This is a genomic window from Aeromicrobium sp. 636, from assembly GCF_024433585.1.
GTDB lineage: Bacteria > Actinomycetota > Actinomycetes > Propionibacteriales > Nocardioidaceae > Aeromicrobium > Aeromicrobium senzhongii.
In genome coordinates this window covers 1-1,454 of the sequence record NZ_WNJU01000010.1, presented here as the reverse complement: position 1 = coordinate 1,454, position 1,454 = coordinate 1, and the positions used below count along the sequence as shown (strand labels likewise).

Below are 1,454 nucleotides of genomic sequence, written 5' to 3'. Positions count from 1 at the left end.
CGGTTCGTTGCCGGTGGGTTCGGCGTCGTATGTGGTGCCGGTGGGTGCGGTGTTTGTTGCGGCGTCGGGTTCCTCGGGTGGTTCGGGGTCGCAGTCTGATCCGTTCGGGTCGTTGGGTGCGGCGTTGGCGAAGGTGAAGTCGGGGTCGACGTTGGTGTTGCGGGGTGGGTCGTATCACGAGTCGGTGCGGGTGCCGTTCAACAAGAAGGTGACGATCCAGCCGTATCCGGGTGAGGCGGTCTGGCTCGACGGGACGGTGCCGGTGACGGGGTGGCAGAAGTCGGGTTCGTCGTGGTTCGTGTCGGGGTGGAACCACAATCTGGATTCGCGGGTGTCGTTCAACAGTGCTGCTGATCAGTCCGACTGGTTCGTCGATCCGAAGTACCCGATGGCCGGTCACCCCGACCAGGTCTGGATCGGTGGGCAGCGCCTGGCCGAGGTCGGGTCGGCCGCGGCGGTCAAGCCCGGCACGTTCTTCGTCGACACCGCCGCCAAGCGGCTGGTGGTCGGGTCGGACCCGACCAGCAAGCAGGTCCGCGCGAGCGTGTTGCAGCGGGCGCTGCAGATCCAGGGCGAGGGCACGATCGTGCGGGGCATCGGGGTGCGCCGTTACGCCAACACCCTGCACCTGATGGGTGCGGTGACCGCCGAGGTCCACGACCTGGCCCTGGAGAACATGGTGATCACCGAGAACGCCACCGTGGGTCTGTATGGGTGGAACGACCGGCACCGGTTCCGGCGCCTGACGATCACCGACAACGGCATGCTCGGCTTTGGCCACGCCGGCGCCAAGGACATGGTCCTGACCGAGTCGATCGTCTCGGGCAACAACTCCGAGCACTTCAACGGCGCCCCGGTCGCCGGCGGCATCAAGATCGGCCGCAGCACCGGCGTGACCGTCAGCGCGAACCTGGTCCGGGACAACATCAACTCCAGCGGCATCTGGCTCGACGAGTCGGTCAAGGGCGCGACCGTGGTCGCCAACACCGTCCGCGACAACGACACCACCGGCATCATGGCCGAGATCAGCGACAACGTCGTCATCGCCGACAACCACGTCACCGGCAACCGCGGCACCGGCATCTGGTCCTACTCCTCGAGCAACATCGACATCTGGAACAACGTCCTGGTCGCCAACGCCCGCACCCTCGCGGTCTGGCAGGACGACCGCGACACCTCCACCGCCGCCTACCGCAACGGCCTGCCCTGGCTCTCACGCAACATCAACGTCCACAACAACGTCTTCTCCTACGGCACCAACTTCTGCCCCGTCCTGACCCAGGACCTCCGCCAGAAATGGACCGGCAACGACTTCGGCGTCACCCTCAACGGCAACGCCTACCACCGCACCTCACCCAAGAACCCCGAACGCTTCGCCTGCTGGGCCAACGGCAAGAAAGGCACCGAATCCTTCCCCACCCTCACCACCTTCCGCAACGCCACCGGACAAGACC

Annotated in this window: 1 protein-coding gene; it reads left to right on the top strand. The window is 66.1% G+C overall.

Going from position 1 to position 1,454, the window contains the following annotated elements; translation table 11 throughout:
- Window positions 1–133: 133 nt before the first annotated feature.
- A partial coding sequence (locus tag GL325_RS15525; RefSeq protein WP_255956238.1) for a right-handed parallel beta-helix repeat-containing protein occupies window positions 134–1,454 on the top strand: 1,321 nt, incomplete at its 3' end.